Origin of the sequence: Paenibacillus sp. FSL R7-0204 (genome assembly GCF_038002225.1) — a bacterium.
Classification (GTDB): Bacteria; Bacillota; Bacilli; order Paenibacillales; family Paenibacillaceae; genus Paenibacillus_AQ.
Map to the genome: position 1 here is coordinate 5,076,540 of NZ_JBBOCA010000001.1, position 16,985 is coordinate 5,093,524.

A 16,985-nucleotide genomic window follows, 5' to 3' on the forward strand; every position below is an offset into this window, starting at 1 on the left:
GCCTCACCCCTTCATTCCCGGCTGGAACTGCAGATAGGTTTTCTTCAGTTCATTGGCTACACGTGTCAGGGAATAGAGGCTCTTTGCTTTATCCCAAGCCGAGCGCGACAGCTCATAGCGGTAGCCGGGGTCAGTGATTACTTTTTCCAGAGCATCTGCCAGTCCCAGTTCATCATCCGGATTCACCAGCAGCCCGTTCACCCCGTCCTCAATCTGCTCGGGAATGCCGCCCACATTCGTCCCGACCAGCGCCAGACAGCTCAGCGCAGCCTCGGCAAATACCGAACCGAACGCCTCCGCCCGCGAAGGCAATACAAAGATATCGAAGAACGGCATGAATTCCTCAGGATGCAGCGTATAGCCGTAAAAAATAGTCTCATTATATATACCCAGCTCCTGCGCAAGCCTCTCCAGCTCCGCCCGGCTCGGTCCGTCACCGATAATATGCAGCACATATTCATGCCCCCGCTTCTTCAGCTCGGCACAGGCCTTGAACAGAATATCGATGCCTTTGGCCGGCACCAGACGGGTAACCGTGACCAGCTGCGGAATGTCATTCTCATGCGGGACAGGCTTGAACCGCTTCTCATCGAATCCGTTCGGGATCACTCCGATGCTGTCCGGCCGCTCAATATAAGGAGTCATATAATCAGCAAAAGCACGCGAAACCGTCATCAGCCGGTCACTCACATGCTCCAGCTCCCGGTAAATGGCGACCAGAAACTGATGCTCAAGCCCCCCCTCGCGGATCAACCCGTTCAGAATCAATTCACGCTCATAGCTGGAGTGCAGCGTCTGAATCAAGGGGACATCCGGATAAATTCTCTTCATCGCCAGACCCGCAATCGGATGATGGGCATGGATCAGATCATAATTTTTGCTCATGCGCAGCTTGGTCCACCAGATATAATCCCGGTAGGTCTGAATGTATTTTTGTACAACCGGACTTTCCCCGTACACGGTCCAATCGAAGGTCTCGAAGACAATGTCTTCACGTCCCTTGCCCCGGATGCGCTTCGGCAGCCAGAACAAATCCATCTCCCAGCGGCTCGAGCGGAAGCGTTCCTGCAGATAAGGGATCATAGAAGATACACCACCGGGCTGCTCCGGCGGGAAGAATAGCGCTTGCAGCAAGTTCATATTGGTACATCTCCCTTTACAATTGCCCTATTTACGGTGAAGGCCGGCAATTATGATATAGTTGTGTATATGTACAATAATAAATACGGGTACAGCTACAGGTATAGGTACGCTAAGGTTCCATATCCTAATTTTATCGGTATCCACCCGAAACAGCAACTAAGATGACAGCTTTACTTATCTTGGATTTTGACTAGAGGAGAATGAAAGATGAATGAAGAACGGCTGCCTGCCGCTTACACCGCTAACATTAGAGAGATGCTGGGGGATACGGCGGACGCTTTTCTGGAGAGCTATCTTGCTAAGCGGACCCAGGGTCTGCGGTTCAATACGTTAAAAAGCAGTGCACCTTCCGGCCGCGCCGCAGCGGAGCAGGCAATCGCACAATTCGGCCTGTCACAGGTAGCATGGTGCCCATCAGGTTTCTACTATGAGGAACCGGTTCGGCCGGGAAGACATCCTTATCATACCGCCGGACTATATTATATTCAGGAGCCCTCCGCAATGTCCGCAGCCGAGCTGCTGAAGCCGCTTCCCGGAGAGATCGTACTCGACCTGGCGGCCGCTCCCGGCGGCAAAACCACCCATATCGCCTCACTGATGCAAGGTCAAGGGCTGCTCATCTCCAATGAAATCCACCCGGAGCGGGCCAAAATCCTGGCCGAAAACGTCGAGCGGCTCGGCATAAGCAACACCCTGGTTACCTCCGCAGCTCCCGGTGATCTCTCCAAAAGATTCCCTGAGGTATTCGACCGCATTATGCTGGACGCGCCTTGCTCCGGCGAAGGGATGTTCCGCAAAGACCCTGCAGCGATGGACGAATGGTCCCCGAAGCATGTGGAGATCTGTGTAGCCAGACAGTGGGATATTCTGCAGGATGCGTATCTGATGCTGAAGCCTGGCGGTCATATGGTCTATTCGACCTGTACCTTCAACCGCCAGGAGAATGAGGAGACGATGGAGCGCTTCGTGCAGACCTATCCCGAGATGGAGCTGATCGTTACGAAGCGGCTGTGGCCGCATCTGGAGCGGGGTGAAGGGCATTTCGTGGCTCTGCTCCACAAGGCTTCTTCCGCTGACCAGACAGAATCCACTCCACGTAAAAGCAAAGGCAAGCGCGATGAACGCGGCAGTAACGGCCCGAAGACAAGTTCTACGCTTAGGGAGGCCTATCAACAGTTCATGAGCTGGTCGGAGGCAGAGCTGCCCGGATTCGCCGGACACGGTGTACCGCTTCTCTTCGGCGAATCCCTGTATTTGCTGCCTGAGGCATTCACTGAGCGGTTGCACACCGGGATACTGGACGGGCTCAAGGTGCCGCGTGCCGGACTTCATATTGCCCATCTCAAAAAGAACCGGATTGAGCCTGCCCACGCTCTGGCCATGGCTCTCCGGCCGGATCAGGCGGCGCGCAGTTATGATATGTCTGCGGATGGCCCGGAGATCCAGGCCTGGCTGCGCGGCGAGAGTCTGCCGGTTCCGCCAAGCCTGCACGGCTGGACGCTGGTAACCGTAGACGGCTTGCCCGTAGGCTGGGGCAAAGCCAGCTCCGGCCAGCTCAAGAATCATTTGCCCAAGGGTCTGCGGATTCTAAAAGCCCATCTTGACGAGGTTTAGGCAGTTGACCAGTTCATGAAGCCTCCCTACGCATATGATGTCATTATCCCATGGCAGTCCGCCGGACTTAAGCGGCGGCAAGTGGGAACAGACATGAATCAAGGGAGGAATCAGACATGGGTGCAGGTGTAGGCTTCACTTCGACCGGTGCGATTTTGGTACTCTTCATATTGCTCGTAATCATTTCCCGTTCGTTGTTCGTCTAATTCCGCTATAAGCAGCACAGCACACGGACCTCAAGCAGCCCGCTCCCTTTTATGGGGGCAGGCTGCTTTTTCGATTCTCCTGATCGCGGGTAATAATTCTAAAATATGGAATTTTCACTTAAACCATACCTGTTATAATGGAGGTGATTATTTATATTAGAAGTATCGGAGGGATTACTCTGAAATTGTCTAAAAACAAGACTATGATTGTGTGCTCTGCGGTTGTAGTTGTCATGGTTATCATAATAATGCAACATTTCCCTACTCAAGAGAAACTCTCCGACTATACCGTTGTAAATGATGGTGTTGTGCTAACTAAGCAATTTAGTATCAGATCCAAAACTGCACAACAAAACACATCAGCAGTAGGATCGATTTTTGTGTGGGGCGAAAAAGCAATGGCCAAGCGCATACGAATTGTTACTTCGTTTGAAATTGATCCTAAAGATTTCGGCGGAATGACTATCTACATTCCGAAGAAATGGTATATCGCCAACATTCTAAGCAATTTCCCTGAGAATCAAAAAACATCACTACAGCCATTTACTTCCGAAACTGATATGAACCTAGGTAAGGAGTGGAGAAATAAGGTTGAAGTCGGTGTAACAAATCTACAAAATCCGGCAGGCGGTGGAAGTGGAATGATAATTATTGATCTAGTATCCGATAGCAAAACAATTTTACCTTCGGAAAATTTCAACATTATGGTTTCCGTTGGCTCCGATACCAAAGGCGGCGTAAGGTCGGTAGGCGTCAATTCAATTAAAATCCCAATCTCTGTGAAAGCTGAGATCTCTGCTCCCGAATCTTCAGGATCTAACCTATACAGCATTAACTCGTCAGTGGAATTAGTCAACCGACATTGCTGATACAAGTATTCAATTATGCAACGAAATTTCCAGTCACTGAATCAGAAGCTTAAGCGAAATTCAATTATCATTGTCGGACTTGAAGTAGAGTAGCTTCTTAAAAGCTTAAAGCGGCAAAAAAAGGGCGATTCTCCGTTATTGGAGGATCGCCCTTTTGCATTTTTGGTTGTTCGCTACTTAGCAAGAAGATTAGATATGCTGAGTGTTCAAGCAGTCAGCAAGACAAACAATACTTCACCAGTGCATCGCGCACGCCGTTCGCATTATTGGTGCCGGTGATCACATCTGCGGCTGCTTTGACCTCCACCGGAGAGTTATCCATCGCCACACCCAGACCGGCATAAGTCAGCATGGAGATATCATTATAATAGTTGCCGATCGACAGCACCTGTTCTTGCGGGATGCCAAGCTCGGCTGCCAGGTGCTTCAGGGCATTGCCTTTGGAGGATTCCGGGTGCATCAAATCAACGAAGAACTCTCCGCTGCGCAGAATATTGTACTGCTCTCCCCAAGTAGCCCACTCCCGCTGCGCTTCATCCAGAATATCAGACTGCGTGAACACAGTGAATTTCACAATCGGTTCGCGGAACTCATCCCAGGCCGGAAGAGATGCAGGCATAATGCGGAAATGCTCATACATAAAGTGGGCTTCCTTGGTCAGGTTCTCCACATTGTCCACATACATCTCAAACGCAGTGTTCACATCAAAATGGATATCGCGCTCGCGGCAATAGGCAATGTACGGGTCCAGCCCTCTGGCGTCCAGCCCATACTGGTGCAGTACCTTACGGTCCTTTACACTCACCGTAGCCGCTCCGTTATGGCCCAGCACATACCCCGACAAGCCCATCTCCTCCATAAAAGGAATCGAATTCTGCGGACTGCGTCCTGTGCAGAGTACAATCTGCCCGCCCTGACGCGTAACCTCGGCAATCGCCGCTTTGTTCTCTTCACTGAGTTGATGATCATCATTCAGCAGTGTTCCGTCTACATCCAGTGCAATCAGTTTGTATTTCATACCCCATCATCCTATCTCTGTATAGTATACCGCCAGGCATTTCCCTGCTTCACCATTCATTGGCAGCTCATTGAGATCAAGCTGCTCCCGGCGTACCTAATCCCTATAAACTAAGCTTCTGTTTAACGGACTCCAAAGACGCTAATTCGGCACAAAAGGTTATTTTAAGCGTCTAACGGACCCGAGTGTACTTATCTCCTCACCAGTGGTTGAAATTACGCCAAATAGCTGCCAATAAAGGCCGTGGAGTCCGTGAACAGATGAAAATCAGCCTTTTTGCCGAAATAAGCGCATCTTAGTCCGTTACGGGCAGTCAGGCAGTCGGGCAGTCGGGCAGTCAGAGGTGTATGCCCTAACGCTTCAGCAGCTCCAGCTCACGGGCCGTGAGCTCCCGGCAGGCTCCCTCAGGCAGAGTCTCATCCAGCTTCAGTTCGCCCATTGACACCCGTTTCAGGAACACTACCTTCTTCCCGACAGCCACGAACATCCGCTTCACCTGATGGAATTTGCCTTCCGTAATGGTGAGTGAGATATACGACAGCACGCGGCTGCCCCGTTCTCTGCTTAGAATGCTAAGCTGCGCGGGCAGGGTCACATAACCATCCTCAAGCGTAACGCCCTCGGCAAAAGCAGCCACATCCGCTGCATCGACTTCACCCTCGACGGTAGCCTCATAGGTCTTGGGGACATGCTTGCGCGGGGACAGCAGCTCATGTGCCAGCTTGCCGTCATTCGTGAGCAGCAGCAGACCCACGGTATCCTTATCCAGCCGACCGACCGGGAACGGCTCGAACAGCGCATGCTCCTGCTTCAGAAGATCCAGAACCGTACGGTCCCGTTTGTCTTCGGTGGCGGATAATACGCCCGGCGGTTTATTCATCATCAGATAGATGAATTCCCGGTAGAGGACCGGCTCCCCGCCAACCTCTATGCGGTCCTGCTCCGGGTCTACATGGAACCCGCTGTCTTTGACGACAGCTCCATTTACTGTGATCAGACCCTGCTTGGCCTGCTTGCGGATATCGCTGCGCGAGCCGATCCCCATGTGGGACAGCACCTTGTCAATCCGTTGCTTCTTATTCGCAGTTGCTCCTGTAGCCATACTCTAAGTCCACCTCCAGCCTGCGGGATATTCGTTCTTCAGTAGTCCGTCCTGCCATTTGCCCCAACCCACGCTGAAGCCGTCGATGCAGACGAGGGTATAGCCTTTGTAAGCATGTCCTTCCTTAATCGACAGGCGCTCTGCGGGGATCGACAAGGTCTCCCCCTTCAGGTAGGACACCGCTTCTCCGCTGGCGCTGGATAGCGATACCCAGCGGCTGCATTCCTCAGGACGCAATGCTGTAGCGAGCGGATGACCGGGAACGAATCTGCCGCTCTTGATCTGCCCCACATACCAGCCCGGCCGAACCGTCTTCAGACCATCCAGCCCTTCACGCGGCAACGGAGAGATATATAGATGGTCGCCGAACCATATCGCATGTCCGGGCGGCTGTGTCCCCAGCAGCTCTTGAATAAAGTCTGCATAGACCGCGAACGCTATCGCTTCCCCGCCAGTTCGCTGTGACTGCGGACCTGGACCCGTTCCGGCTCTACCAGAGCCGGAGCCGTGTCCAGATCCGCGTCCTCCCTTGCCGCCCCGGCCGTGATCTGCCCTGCCGGGAACTGCCTTACTGTGAAAGTCTGTTTTCGCAGCCTTGCTCCGGGGTGCGGCAGACAGACTTCTCTCTCTCTTATCATTTCTTGCTTTTACATTCTCTAAAGTGTCTGTCACCGTAGCTCCATTCTCTGCGGCCCCGGCCTCAAATGCCTCTCTCGCAGGTCCGCCACTTCCGTCATGGCGCAATACCGCCATGAAATGCCCTTCCCCCTTGACCTTATGCGGCCACAGCCGCGCCGCACCCGGCAATGGGCCGAGTCCGGCAGCGAACGGACCGGTTCCGCCTACGGGAACCAGCGAGAACTCAGGATGCCCGGACAGGAATCCGGCAATCATCTCCTCGTTCTCCTCCAGAGCGAACGTGCAGGTGGAGTACACCATAGTACCGCCGGACTTCAGCGCTGAAGCAGCGGCCTGCAGAATTTCCCGCTGCATCTCCGCATATTTGGCCGGTGTCCCCGGCTCCCATTGCTTGACCATATCCTCGTCCTTGCGGAACATGCCCTCTCCCGAGCAGGGGGCATCGATTAGAATCCGGTCGAAGAACCCCGGGAAGGCCGCCGCAATCCGCTCAGGGCTTTCGTTGAGTACAATGCCGTTCCGTACTCCGTACAGCTCCAGATTCTTGGCGAGCGCCTTCGTCCGTTCAGGATGCAGGTCATTGCTGACCAGCAGGCCTTCGCCCTGCAGCTTGGCGGCAATCTGGGTAGACTTGCCGCCCGGGGCTGCGCACAGATCGAGCACCCGGTCCCCCGGTTGAACGTCCAGCAGTTCAACCGGGGCCATGGCACTCGGCTCCTGAATATAGTACAGTCCCGCATGATAATAAGGGTGCTTGCCGGGTCTGGCTCCCTCTCCGGTATAGAAGCCCGAAGGGCACCAAGGAATCGGCTCAAGGGTGAAGGGGGAACGCTCCCGCAGCCCGTCCAGCGTTATTTTCAGTGTATTGGCACGGATTCCCCCGTAGGGTGACTGCTGATAGGTATCTGCGAATTGCTCATATTCCGGTCCCAGCAGCTCTTTCATACGCTGCGCGAAAGCTCCGGGCAGTTGTGCTGTCATGATGCCTTCCTCCCGCTCAAATAATCAGGAACACCCCTGCGGGTGCTCCTGTTGTACCTTACTATAGTCAAGCGCCACCCGGGCTGTGCCTGGGTCTGTCCGGCCGCTGCGGCCCGCGCCGCTGGGGCAGCACAGGCGGAGTAGACTCAGCCGCCAGCCTGACCTCTTCCTCCAGCACAGGGTCTACGATGCGGATTGTGAGATCATAATAATCAAAGGACTGATCGTTGTAAGCCTCCAGACGGGCAACATACTCCCCAGCTTCCCGGACCAGCTTCGCCAGATCAATACCCAGCGTCACCGCCGGATATCTGCCCAGTACCTCATGAGACTGCTTCAGCAGAATCAGGCCACCGCGCACATTGGTATTACGGAAATGGTACAGCCCGACTGCCACCTGCAGCAGAGCTTTGTATAACGGATCACGCTGCTTCTCCAGCCATAATTCCTCAAGCACCTCATGACATTCGAAATAATCCCTGTCCCGGTTGAAGTAAATGAGGTAGGCCAGATAGAGCGGCTCATAAGCCATCCGGCTCGCTGCCCTTCTTGGCATTCGAGAGCAGCTCGCGCACATGGTCCAGCAATTCCTTCATTGCATCCATATCCTGAGCCTGCCAGATCGCATTGAACCGTTCCTGGCTCTCAATCGCTTCATTCACAAGATGATAGAAATACAGCTGATGAATGGCCTTCAGCAATTGGGTCGTCATGTTCGAGTTCTCCTCGAAGGTCTTCTGGGCCTCCAGAATCTCTTCCCGGATGCTCGACATCTCGCTGTCCAGAATGGAAGCCGCTTCTGCTGCCGTCTTCAGGCGCACCCGCATTTCATCGGGCAGGCTCTCCCGGTATTTATAATTCAGCGAATGCTCAATGGTTGCCCAGAAGTTCATCGCCAGTGTACGGATTTGAATTTCAGCCAGTACAATCTTTTGACCCAGCGCAGTCTGTACCGGATACCGGATGATCATATGGAAGCTGCGGTAGCCGCTTTCCTTATAATTGGTAATGTAGTCCTTCTCATATAATACTTCAAGGTCCTTGCGGGCGCGGATGTATTCCGCCACTCTGCGGATATCCTCGACGAACTGGCACATAATGCGAATGCCGGCGATATCCTCGATGCCCGTTTCCAGATCCTCCATTTTTACGTTTAACCGTTTGGCCTTCTCAAGTATGCTAGACAGCCGCTTCACACGGCCGGTAACGAATTCAATCGGAGTATATTCTTCCCTTTTCTTGAGTTCGGAGCGCATCGTCTTGAATTTAACCTTCAATTCCTCCACCGTTTGTTCATAAGGAAGCAGAAAAGTTCCCCAGTCCCTGACGTCCATCGCCTTGTCCTCCTGTCCATTCATCCTTCAGTGATGATCAGCGCCTACCGCATCAAGGAGCCGCTGGAAGCCGTCCCGCCGCAGCAATTGCCGTAATCCGGCATGCACTCTACGGTTAACCTCCGGCCCTTCATAGATGAGTGCTGTATAAATTTCGACCAGACTGGCGCCCGCCCGTATCTTATCGTAAGCATCCTGGGCTGTAAAAATCCCGCCCGACCCGATAATCGGCAGCTTGCCGCCAGTCTGACTGTAGATTCTGCGGATAATCTCTGTAGAACGTTCGCGCAGCGGCTGGCCGCTCAGCCCGCCCGTTTCACCGGCTTTGTCGCTCTGCAGCCCTTCACGGGAGAGTGTCGTATTGGTGGCAATAATGCCGTCCATTCCGGCTTCCGTGATGGTATGTACCATATATTCCAGCTCAGCGTCACTGACATCGGGAGCGATCTTGACCAGCAGCCCCTTCGTGATGCCCGTCTTCACCCGCTGCAGCTCCATCTCTTCCTTAACCTCGCTAAGCAGGTTCGAGAGCTCGCTGCCATGCTGAAGACTCCGGAGATCCGGGGTATTCGGCGAGCTGATATTAACCACAAAAAAATCACCGTACGGATACAGCGTACGGATACACTTGCGGTAATCCTCATGCGCCAATTCATTCGGGGTGGCCTTGTTGCGTCCGATATTGACCGCCACCGGAATTCTGCGCTTCTTCAGCTTCTTGAGGCGTTCAGCCATGGCCTCCGCGCCTTCATTATTGAAGCCCATCCGGTTAATGAGCGCCTTGTCGGGCAGCAGCCGGAACAGCCGGGGACTGTCATTGCCGGGCTGGCCTACCGGAGTTACCGTGCCTACCTCCATAAATCCGAAGCCGATCGAAGAGAACCCTCCTACCGCTTCCGCATTCTTATCCAGTCCTGCCGCTAAACCCACAGGGGTCGGGAAATGTACCCCGAACAGGTCCACTGCAAGATCAGCCGTCTCAGGAACCCCGTACATCAGGCGCATGGCTGCGCTCCCGCCGGGAACTAGATCTGCTTTATTCAGTCCGCCGATGACGAGATGATGCGCCGTCTCCGGGTCCATTTTAAAGAAAATTGGTTTACCAAAATGTCGATACAGCACCGTTCTCGCTCCTTCAAGGGAACCACAATTGACATAACGACTCCCGTATCTATAGGTTTCTTCTTAATTTTATCCGTTTCCGGGGGAAAAGAAAAGTTTTTTGCCGCAGCGATTGTCCCCGCCCTGCCATACTTCCTTGACGCCGCCGCCAATTCTCACAGATTCCCCGTAATTTCAATTCCGTCTGCGGTCCGCAGGTGATTCCTTGCCCAGCCTATGAACTGGTTCAGGAAATCCTGTAGTTCAGAGTCTCTAACCCGCTGCTGCTCAAGCTCAGACAAGATGGACTCCCACAAGCTCTTCGGAATAGGATTCTCCCAGCAAGGGTCCAGCGATGTCTGCTCTTCTCCAGTGAAGGGATTCGTTACAGGGAACACCCTGCCCACCGCAGGCTTAAGATACTCGAAGTCCTCTTCATACATAAACAGCATCTCTTCCGGTGCACTCCCGCCCTCTTCCATGTTCATATCATACCGGGAAAAGGTAAACCCTATATTCCTCCGGGGACCAGCATAGCGGTATAGCAGCACCGGAATTTTGCTTTTGGATCTGCTTGCCATGGCAGCATCACTCCTGTTTCTGTGTTCTTCAAGCTCCAGCATAAAACCTTCCTTATAATACTCCAGCCGGTATTCCTGTGTATAGACTAAGGCTTCGGCGATCCATTCCTGCCGCAAGAGATTGCAGCTAGACTTGTCTTTTCATCCAGACTAGAATAGAGGAGCGGGCACAAGTTCCATGCACCGCCGGCAATCCTCACATGTAAGGGTTATCACAGACTAAGAGAGAAAGAAGGGTGACCTAATGTCAACCAAACGTAAGCCTCCTACACTCCAGCAGAAAAAAGAAGAAGTGAACCGCAAAGCCATTCTGTGGATCAGCGCCAGTCTGGTACTGCTGATTGCGCTTATCGCCGTTTTATTTGTCGTTGTCGGGAATTAGTTCAGCCAATGGTACACTTTATGGGGGTTGGTCTGATTACGGGGCGAATCCGAAGGGAAACGTTCCTCCGGTACGACCAGCTCCTCAGGCAGAACCCCTTGACTGATCAGAACCTTCGTGCCCATCGGCACCATCGCGAACAGCTCCTCGACATCCTTCCGGCTCATCCGGATACACCCCAGCGACTCATCCTTGCCGATGCTATCCGGCTCATTCGTCCCGTGAATTGCATAATTACTGTCCGAGAGCTGCATGCCGCGGCTGCCGAATTCCCCGTTATCGCGCCTGTTCGGGTTCACGACCTTGTCCTTAATGAAGAACTCCCCTTCAGGGGTCTTATCTCCGCCGAGTCCTACGGCATAATTCCGCAGAATCACATTGCCGCTGGTGACCGCCAGACGGTGGTTTTGCTTATCTACAATAATAGCAAGCGGTTCTCTGAAAAAAAGCTTCTCCCCCGGCCCCGCCGCCGGACGTCCACCGCCCGTCTGCTCGTGCCCGGGAGTACCTGACTCTTGGCCACCAGACGGCTGTGGTGATGCAGAGAGCAGCGGCGCCTCTCCTCGTGCAGTGGCCCGCAGCGGTGCGAAGGCTTCCTTCATCAGCGGGGTAATGCCGCCCAGCACGTTCGCCGGGAACGGCTTCACTAATTCCTGTACCGCTTCGGGATAAGTCCCCTTGCTGCTCTTGTACGCACGCAGCGCACTCCAGAGCACAGCCAGCTCCTCCTGCTGCTTCTGCCAGCCCAGCCCCTGCTGCTTGAGCTCCGCCGGATCCGGCGGCTGGCATGCGCACGCTGCCGGATTATAGGACTGATAGACTATGCGCCCTTCTCCGCTCTTGGCAAGGGTAGCCTCCAGCGGCAGCCCCTTCTTCCACAGCAGCCATTTGCCCGAGCGCTTCATACCGAGCAGTGCGGTGGCGGAAGGCGTCTTCGCCGACTTCAGGATGGCTGCCAGGCCCCCGCCCCCTGCAGCAGCATCCGCCGCTACCGCCGTGAAATCCAGACTTGCCGGTTCTTGCGGACTTACCTGTGTCTCTTCGGCTGTCTCCGGCAGCACGGCTGAGATATTCGCGACCGGAGCAGCTGCCCCCTTACTGTCCGGCAGAATTCCCGGTGCGACGGCAGCAGGAATAAGCATGAGCAGCAGCAGCATTAGAGCCAGAAGCACCCGGCGCTTCCTGAGCCCCGCAGTCTGCCGTTCCCGGGCCGATTCCAGCAGCCCTTCCTCGTACTGCTGCAGCATATCCGCCGGCACCTTGCTGCGTTCAAATGCCTCATACACTTCCCCGGCCTGATTATAGCAGTAATTCGCTTTTCCATACTGCCCGTTCTTATAGTATTCCTTACCAAGCAAGTACCATGCCATCTTATTATCCGGATGCATCTGTACATAGGCTTTTAGATGCTGAGCATTCTTCATGTTGGCCTCCACTATCGGTGGTATGGTTATGTATTCGTATGTACCTTCTATTGTATATCGGCAGTGGATGCAAAAAAAGACACCTCAAGCCGCATTTATCGCGGTCAGGAGATGTCTTTATGTAAGAAGGCAGAAGCTTAGCCCTCTTTGTTGAAAGGTGCATCTGCAATCTTAATGGAGTCTGTAGGGCATCCGTCAGCTGAATCCTGCAGGTCATCGAACAAGTCGTCCGGAATCACTACATTACCGTGGTTGCCGTCGTTCTCATAGATCACTTCTGCCAAACCTTCATCATCATAATCAAAAATATCAGGGGCCGTCGCGCCACAAGCACCACAAGCGATGCATGTGTCCTTCTCGACCCAAGTGTACTTAGCCATTTTTTCTCTGCCTCCCGCTTAACTATACAGCCTGCAGTCGCAGCCTGTTATTTTTCTCATATTAATATAAATAGGATACAATTTCAATGAATTTTCAATGTGTTGACATTATTGCCTCATTCTCTGCGATGCTCCAGGCGGCTGATGACGGGCCTTAACTCAGTCTATATCCTTGTCAGCGCCGCCCAGATTGTCCTTCTGCAGCGAGGTGCCCCGCTCCTTATGATTACGCAGCCGCGCCGAGTGGCTGTCGCTCAGCATCCCTGCGGTCAGCACTGCATTCTCGCCGAATTTATTGCGCAGCATATCCATCGCTTTATTGAGCGATTCCTTCTTCGGCTGCCGTTCGTAGTCGAACAGGTCCAGCTGAATGGCCGACTCCTCTTTGGGTATCAGCCCCTGGAGCGTTACCCCCAGCAGCCGTACCGGCTTGTCGCCCTTCCAGTGGCGCGCGAACTGGTCGCATGCCACCTTATAGATGTCCTCGGCGCTCTCCGTGGGAGCCTCAAGCTTGCGGGAGCGGGTAATCGTCTTCATATCCGGCGTGCGGATCGTCAGCTGTACCCCCGCTGCAACCAGCCCCTGCTTCCTCAGCCTCCGCGCAACCTGATCGCTCAGGTTCAGCAGAATCGGGCGCGCCTCAGCCAGCCCTACCACATCATGCGGCAGCGTGGTTGTATGGCCGATGGATTTGCTCTGCTCCCGCTCAGGATTCACGATCCCGTGATCAATCCCGTTCCCCGCCCGCTTCAGCCAGGCGCCCATGACGCCGAAATGCCCGACCAGCATCGCCTCGTCCGCAGCCGCCAGCTGTCCGATGCTGTAGATACCCAGCTTTCGCAGCTTCTCGGCCGTCTTGCCGCCAATGCCGAACATCTCATTGCACGGCTTGTCCCACAGCACGGACTGCACATCGCGCAGCCGCAGCACGGAGATGCCGCTGGGCTTCTTCAGATCAGAAGCGATCTTCGCCAGCAGCTTGTTGGGGGCAATCCCAATGGAGCATGGCAGACCCAGTTCCTCCATAATCCGCCGCTGCAGTGCCTCTGCAATCTCCAGCGGCGTTCCAAATTGGCGGGAGCCGGTGATATCCAGATAACACTCGTCTATCGAGACCGCTTCGAGCAGCGGAGTATAGCTGTAGGCAATTTGCATAAATGCATTCGAGTACTTGCGGTATAGATGGAAATCCGGCTTAATAAGCATTAAGGAAGGACAAATCCGCAGCGCCTTCTGCACCTGCATGCCGGTGGAGATGCCCAGCCTGCGCGCGGCGTAGGAGCAGGTGACGATAATACCTCTTCTAGCCTCCACGCTGCCCGCCACTGCTGTCGCCTTGCCTTTATATTGCTCCGGATCTTCCGCCTCATGCACAGAGCAGTAAAAGGCATTCATGTCCACATGCAGAATAACCCTGCCGCTTGCCGGATAATATTGATCCACGCTCTGCATGGTATCCACCTTCTTATCTTCGGGGTTCCATTGTTATTGTCAGCATACCTCTACCCCGGCGGGAGGTCAACTTGCCAGAGAGCCGCTTGTGACAGCGGGGTGAGAAAAGTTCTTTGTTACTTTCCCGCGTAAAAATGCTATAATATAAAAATTAATTTCCTATGCGAAGGCTAATAACACTTTTAGGAGGACACTCATGTCTAAGTCTATCTCCATCTTCGATACCACCCTGCGCGACGGAACACAAGGCGAGGGGATCAGTCTGTCGGCGGATGACAAGCTGAAGATTGCCAGGAAACTCGACGATCTGGGTGTCCATTATATTGAAGGCGGCAATCCGGGCAGCAACAACAAGGACATCGAATTTTTCAAAAGAGTCCAGGAGCTTCATCTGAATGCCAAGATTACCGCATTCGGTAGCACCCGGCGCAAGAACACGGTGACTGAGCAGGACGAGGGGCTGCAGCGGATAATTAACGCCGGGGTTCCGGCGGCTACCCTGGTGGGCAAATCGTGGGATTTCCATGTTCATACTGCCCTGCAGACCACTCTGGAAGAGAACCTGTCCATGACCTTCGACTCCATCTCTTATCTGAAGCGCAAGGGGCTTGAGGTCATCTTCGACGCAGAGCATTTCTTCGACGGCTTCAAGAACAACCCTGAATACGCCGCTGCTGTTCTCACCCGTGCCCGCGAGGCCGGAGCAGATTGGCTGGTGATGTGCGATACGAACGGCGGCACCTTGCCGCATGAGATTCATGATATTGTGACAAGCATCGGTGTGCTGCTCCCGGAAGCATCGCTCGGTATTCATACACACAACGATTGTGAGCTTGCGGTTGCCAACACCCTAAGCGCAATCGGCGCCGGTGCCCGGCAGGTCCAGGGGACCATTAACGGCTACGGAGAGCGCTGCGGCAATGCCAATCTGTGTTCCATCATTCCAACACTGCAGCTGAAGATGGGCTATCACTGCATCCCTGGTGATTCCCTCCCGCAGTTAACCAACACGGCCCGGTTCATCAGCGAGGTCGCCAATGTGAACATGCCGGTGAATCAGCCTTATGTCGGCACAGCCGCTTTCGCCCACAAGGGCGGCATCCACGTATCCGCCATTTTGCGCGATTCACGGACGTACGAGCATATTGCCCCTGAACTGGTCGGCAATAAGCAGCGCGTCCTGGTCTCTGAGCTTGCCGGACAGAGCAATGTGCTGTCCAAAGCGCAGGACATGGGACTCAGTCTTGATCCAAGCAGCGAGCAGGCGCGCAAGGTGATTGACAAGATCAAGAATCTTGAACATCAGGGGTATCAGTTCGAAGGCGCGGATGCTTCGCTTGAATTGCTGCTCCGGGAAGCGACCGGCGAGACCAATGAGCTGTTCACCTTCGAGTCGTTCAAGATGCTGGTTGAGAAGACCGCCGGCCGCCCTGTCGTCTCCGAGGCCTTCGTCAAGCTGAGGGTCGGCGGCGAGAGCCTGTACACAGCCGCCGAAGGCAACGGACCGGTCAACGCGCTGGATAATGCGCTGCGTAAGGCGCTGCAGACCTACTTCCCTCAGCTTAAGGATATGCACCTCTCCGACTACAAGGTCCGTGTGCTGGATGAGCAGGATCAGACTGCCGCAAAGGTCCGCGTGCTAATCGAATCCAAGGACTACAGCGACACCTGGAGCACCGTAGGCGTATCCAGCAACGTGATCGAAGCGAGCTGGGAGGCTTTGGTCGATTCCATGCGTTATGCCCTTCTGGGACAGATCTCACTGGACCAGGAAATTCCTGCCAGCAGTGAACCAAGAGGTCTGGTCAATCACTGACCTCCTTGGCTTCGCTCTATGCACTCCACAAAGCCCTCCGATGCGGTGAACTTTCTCCGCACAGGAGGGCTCTTTATTTTGCGGCTGATCGCCTGTGCTAGGAGCCGGTCAGCGCGATAATCTTTTTTTCCAATTCCTCAGCGCTCAGAACCCCTAGAATAATCTCACTGATGACACCGTTCTTATCAATTAACACATTGGTCGGGAACACCGCCCCGTTATACTTGTCGAAGATCTGGCCCTTCAGATCATACATCACCGGGAAGGTCAGCATGTACTTCTTCACGAAGCGTTCCGCATTAGGCTTATAGTCCTGGCTGGTCACGTTAATTCCGTATACATCCAGCACCTTGCTGTATTTCATAGCCAGCTTATTCAGCTCAGGAGCCTCCTGCCGGCAAGGATCACACCAGGAAGCCCAGAAGTTAAGAATGACCGGCTTCTCCCTTGCCCCATCGACCCCATATTGCTTATCCCCTTCCTGTACTGTAAAAGGAGGCGCTTTGAGTCCGGCGGAGGCACCAGTCTCCGGTTCCGCCGTCTGCTCCAGGACCGCAACCGCTTTAGGCTCCGATTTCACTTTATGTTCTATGGCAAGAACGGCCAGAAAAACAATCAAGGCCAGAATTGTTACATTCCGTTTATGGACTGCTTTCATTGAGTTCAGATCCTTTACATGGAGGATTTTCCTCTATTGTACCCCCACTTGCTCCAGTTTCAAACGTTATTTACATAAAAAAGAGGATTCCGTCAAAGACGAAATCCCATGAAGAGAGAGGGGTAAAGCTGACAGCGGCCAGGGAAGCCTCCGGCTGTTCAGACCGGACTCTTCCGTACAGCAGAGGCTGGGGAAGCTTCTGCGGCCCGGCTGGCGCAGGAGACCTGCGGACAGCTGCTGGTGCTGCCGCAGCGGGTGGCATGTGTATTGGCCCTTAGGCCGACA

At 54.1% G+C, this 16,985-nt stretch carries 18 protein-coding genes; 5 read left to right on the forward strand and 13 right to left on the reverse strand.

The genetic code is table 11. The annotated features are described in order from the left end of the window. Positions 1-3: 3 nt before the first annotated feature. Entirely contained in the window at positions 4-1,140 is a 1,137-nt protein-coding gene (locus MKX42_RS22385) for a glycosyltransferase family 4 protein (protein WP_340754720.1), read from the reverse strand. 210 nt (positions 1,141-1,350) lie between these two features. Here MKX42_RS22385 and MKX42_RS22390 point away from each other — a divergent pair, with 210 nt between their 5' ends. The 3 genes from MKX42_RS22390 to MKX42_RS22400 all read left to right on the forward strand — a co-directional run bounded on the left by MKX42_RS22390 (position 1,351) and on the right by MKX42_RS22400 (position 3,832). After that, positions 1,351-2,757: an RsmB/NOP family class I SAM-dependent RNA methyltransferase gene (locus tag MKX42_RS22390; RefSeq protein ID WP_340754722.1), complete on the forward strand. Its 1,407-nt coding sequence runs from the start codon at positions 1,351-1,353 to the stop codon at positions 2,755-2,757. A gap of 116 nt (positions 2,758-2,873) precedes the next feature. Next, positions 2,874-2,963, forward strand: a complete 90-nt coding sequence (locus MKX42_RS22395) for a sporulation protein YjcZ (RefSeq protein ID WP_143803672.1) — start codon at positions 2,874-2,876, stop codon at positions 2,961-2,963. A 185-nt stretch (positions 2,964-3,148) separates the two neighbouring features. Further along, the gene (locus MKX42_RS22400) at positions 3,149-3,832 is read left to right on the forward strand and encodes a hypothetical protein (protein WP_340754723.1); all 684 of its coding nucleotides are present in this window, start codon (positions 3,149-3,151) and stop codon (positions 3,830-3,832) included. A gap of 214 nt (positions 3,833-4,046) precedes the next feature. Here MKX42_RS22400 and MKX42_RS22405 read toward each other — a convergent pair whose 3' ends face one another. The 7 genes from MKX42_RS22405 to MKX42_RS22435 all read right to left on the reverse strand — a co-directional run bounded on the left by MKX42_RS22405 (position 4,047) and on the right by MKX42_RS22435 (position 10,588). Next, positions 4,047-4,850, reverse strand: a complete 804-nt coding sequence (locus MKX42_RS22405; protein ID WP_340754724.1) for a Cof-type HAD-IIB family hydrolase — start codon at positions 4,848-4,850, stop codon at positions 4,047-4,049. 352 nt (positions 4,851-5,202) lie between these two features. After that, positions 5,203-5,952, reverse strand: coding sequence for a pseudouridine synthase (locus MKX42_RS22410; RefSeq protein WP_340754726.1), 750 nt, complete (start codon positions 5,950-5,952; stop codon positions 5,203-5,205). A 3-nt stretch (positions 5,953-5,955) separates the two neighbouring features. After that, positions 5,956-7,572 (reverse strand): RsmB/NOP family class I SAM-dependent RNA methyltransferase, encoded by a 1,617-nt coding sequence (locus tag MKX42_RS22415; protein WP_340754728.1) that lies wholly within the window; start codon positions 7,570-7,572, stop codon positions 5,956-5,958. 67 nt (positions 7,573-7,639) lie between these two features. After that, positions 7,640-8,128 carry a DUF309 domain-containing protein gene (locus MKX42_RS22420; protein ID WP_340754730.1) on the reverse strand — a complete coding sequence of 163 codons (489 nt, stop codon included), beginning with the start codon at positions 8,126-8,128 and terminating at the stop codon, positions 7,640-7,642. Further along, positions 8,094-8,906, reverse strand: a complete 813-nt coding sequence (locus MKX42_RS22425; RefSeq protein ID WP_036725183.1) for a GTP pyrophosphokinase — start codon at positions 8,904-8,906, stop codon at positions 8,094-8,096. Before MKX42_RS22425 ends, MKX42_RS22420 begins: the two co-directional genes overlap by 35 nt. Positions 8,907-8,933: 27 nt before the next feature. Continuing rightward, positions 8,934-10,028: a quinone-dependent dihydroorotate dehydrogenase gene (locus MKX42_RS22430; protein ID WP_036702182.1), complete on the reverse strand. Its 1,095-nt coding sequence runs from the start codon at positions 10,026-10,028 to the stop codon at positions 8,934-8,936. Positions 10,029-10,183: 155 nt separating this feature from the next. After that, positions 10,184-10,588, reverse strand: coding sequence for a hypothetical protein (locus MKX42_RS22435; protein WP_340754731.1), 405 nt, complete (start codon positions 10,586-10,588; stop codon positions 10,184-10,186). Between the two features lie 244 nt (positions 10,589-10,832). Here MKX42_RS22435 and MKX42_RS22440 point away from each other — a divergent pair, with 244 nt between their 5' ends. After that, complete coding sequence (locus tag MKX42_RS22440; protein WP_340754733.1) at positions 10,833-10,970, forward strand: hypothetical protein; 138 nt, start codon at positions 10,833-10,835, stop codon at positions 10,968-10,970. On the opposite strand, the gene MKX42_RS22445 is transcribed toward MKX42_RS22440, so the two are convergent. The 3 genes from MKX42_RS22445 to MKX42_RS22455 all read right to left on the reverse strand — a co-directional run bounded on the left by MKX42_RS22445 (position 10,967) and on the right by MKX42_RS22455 (position 14,226). Further along, entirely contained in the window at positions 10,967-12,394 is a 1,428-nt protein-coding gene (locus MKX42_RS22445; RefSeq protein WP_340754735.1) for a L,D-transpeptidase family protein, read from the reverse strand. The genes MKX42_RS22440 and MKX42_RS22445 overlap by 4 nt on opposite strands. Positions 12,395-12,531: 137 nt before the next feature. Beyond that, a complete protein-coding gene (locus tag MKX42_RS22450; RefSeq protein ID WP_036702186.1) occupies positions 12,532-12,774 on the reverse strand; it encodes a ferredoxin in 243 nt (80 codons plus the stop codon). A gap of 159 nt (positions 12,775-12,933) precedes the next feature. Further along, positions 12,934-14,226, reverse strand: a complete 1,293-nt coding sequence (locus MKX42_RS22455; protein WP_340754737.1) for a DNA polymerase IV — start codon at positions 14,224-14,226, stop codon at positions 12,934-12,936. A 196-nt stretch (positions 14,227-14,422) separates the two neighbouring features. Here MKX42_RS22455 and cimA point away from each other — a divergent pair, with 196 nt between their 5' ends. After that, entirely contained in the window at positions 14,423-16,042 is a 1,620-nt protein-coding gene (cimA, locus tag MKX42_RS22460) for a citramalate synthase (RefSeq protein ID WP_340754738.1), read from the forward strand. A gap of 97 nt (positions 16,043-16,139) precedes the next feature. Here the strand turns inward: cimA and MKX42_RS22465 are convergent, their stop codons facing one another. Both MKX42_RS22465 and MKX42_RS22470 read right to left on the reverse strand, forming a co-directional pair. Continuing rightward, positions 16,140-16,700, reverse strand: coding sequence for a TlpA family protein disulfide reductase (locus MKX42_RS22465; protein ID WP_340754739.1), 561 nt, complete (start codon positions 16,698-16,700; stop codon positions 16,140-16,142). A 70-nt stretch (positions 16,701-16,770) separates the two neighbouring features. Further along, a complete protein-coding gene (locus MKX42_RS22470) occupies positions 16,771-16,962 on the reverse strand; it encodes a hypothetical protein (RefSeq protein WP_340754742.1) in 192 nt (63 codons plus the stop codon). Positions 16,963-16,985 lie beyond the last annotated feature (23 nt).

What these genes read in the sequence shown, in the direction of transcription:
- MKX42_RS22420 (WP_340754730.1), bottom strand. Translation starts at nt 8,128, where the DNA reads ATGCCAAGAAGGGCAGCGAGCCGGATGGCTTATGAGCCGCTCTATCTG.
- MKX42_RS22425 (WP_036725183.1), bottom strand. Translation starts at nt 8,906, where the DNA reads ATGGACGTCAGGGACTGGGGAACTTTTCTGCTTCCTTATGAACAAACG.
- MKX42_RS22445 (WP_340754735.1), bottom strand. Translation starts at nt 12,394, where the DNA reads ATGAAGAATGCTCAGCATCTAAAAGCCTATGTACAGATGCATCCGGAT.
- MKX42_RS22455 (WP_340754737.1), bottom strand. Translation starts at nt 14,226, where the DNA reads ATGCAGAGCGTGGATCAATATTATCCGGCAAGCGGCAGGGTTATTCTG.
- MKX42_RS22450 (WP_036702186.1), bottom strand. Translation starts at nt 12,774, where the DNA reads ATGGCTAAGTACACTTGGGTCGAGAAGGACACATGCATCGCTTGTGGT.
- MKX42_RS22405 (WP_340754724.1), bottom strand. Translation starts at nt 4,850, where the DNA reads ATGAAATACAAACTGATTGCACTGGATGTAGACGGAACACTGCTGAAT.
- MKX42_RS22440 (WP_340754733.1), top strand. Translation starts at nt 10,833, where the DNA reads ATGTCAACCAAACGTAAGCCTCCTACACTCCAGCAGAAAAAAGAAGAA.
- MKX42_RS22435 (WP_340754731.1), bottom strand. Translation starts at nt 10,588, where the DNA reads ATGGCAAGCAGATCCAAAAGCAAAATTCCGGTGCTGCTATACCGCTAT.
- MKX42_RS22415 (WP_340754728.1), bottom strand. Translation starts at nt 7,572, where the DNA reads ATGACAGCACAACTGCCCGGAGCTTTCGCGCAGCGTATGAAAGAGCTG.
- MKX42_RS22410 (WP_340754726.1), bottom strand. Translation starts at nt 5,952, where the DNA reads ATGGCTACAGGAGCAACTGCGAATAAGAAGCAACGGATTGACAAGGTG.
- MKX42_RS22470 (WP_340754742.1), bottom strand. Translation starts at nt 16,962, where the DNA reads ATGCCACCCGCTGCGGCAGCACCAGCAGCTGTCCGCAGGTCTCCTGCG.
- MKX42_RS22395 (WP_143803672.1), top strand. Translation starts at nt 2,874, where the DNA reads ATGGGTGCAGGTGTAGGCTTCACTTCGACCGGTGCGATTTTGGTACTC.
- cimA (WP_340754738.1), top strand. Translation starts at nt 14,423, where the DNA reads ATGTCTAAGTCTATCTCCATCTTCGATACCACCCTGCGCGACGGAACA.
- MKX42_RS22385 (WP_340754720.1), bottom strand. Translation starts at nt 1,140, where the DNA reads ATGAACTTGCTGCAAGCGCTATTCTTCCCGCCGGAGCAGCCCGGTGGT.
- MKX42_RS22390 (WP_340754722.1), top strand. Translation starts at nt 1,351, where the DNA reads ATGAATGAAGAACGGCTGCCTGCCGCTTACACCGCTAACATTAGAGAG.
- MKX42_RS22465 (WP_340754739.1), bottom strand. Translation starts at nt 16,700, where the DNA reads ATGAAAGCAGTCCATAAACGGAATGTAACAATTCTGGCCTTGATTGTT.